This is a genomic window from Pseudomonas sp. UBA7500 (assembly GCF_002478435.1).
Taxonomy (GTDB): domain Bacteria; phylum Pseudomonadota; class Gammaproteobacteria; order Pseudomonadales; family Pseudomonadaceae; genus Aquipseudomonas; species Aquipseudomonas palmensis.
Window position 1 is genome coordinate 1 of sequence record NZ_DLNW01000019.1, and the last position, 528, is coordinate 528.

1 protein-coding gene is annotated in these 528 nt (G+C 70.7%); it reads right to left on the reverse strand.

Going from position 1 to position 528, the window contains the following annotated elements:
• A partial coding sequence (locus B4I46_RS08895) for an acyl-CoA dehydrogenase family protein (RefSeq protein WP_422662689.1) occupies positions 1–456 on the reverse strand: 456 nt, incomplete at its 3' end.
• Between the last annotated feature and the right edge of the window lie 72 nt (positions 457–528).

The window sequence follows — 528 nt, forward strand, 5'->3', positions numbered from 1 at the left end:
GCGCCAGTGCCGGTCGAGGTTGAACTCGGCCAGGGTGGCGCGGCTGCCCGACAGCTCGAACAGCTTCTCGCTGGCCTGCAGGGCAATCTCGGTGGTCAGCACCTTGGCTTCGGCCACGGCAATCGAGGCACGTGCGGCAGCGGCGGCATCGATGGGCGCGGCGTTGACCTCGTCGAGCACGCGCGCGGCGCGGCCGAGCAGCGCCTGGGCGGCATGCAGTTCGAGGGTCAGGCGGCCGATGTCGGCAATCACATAGGGGTCGTCACTGGCGCGATCGACCTTGGCGTCGACCCACGGCCGCGCGCGTTCGCGCACGAAGCTGATCGCATCGGCCACTGCGGCCTCGGCGATGCCGGCGTCGATGGCGGCNNTGCCGCTGGCGGTGGTGCGCTGACCGAAGCCGGACCAGTCGTCGACGATACGCAGGCCCGGGCTGCCACGGCGCACGAAGGCCATGACCTGGCGCCCGTCGTCGTTCAGCGCCTTGACTGCCACCCAGTGGGCGAACAGCGCGCCGGTGGAATAGAA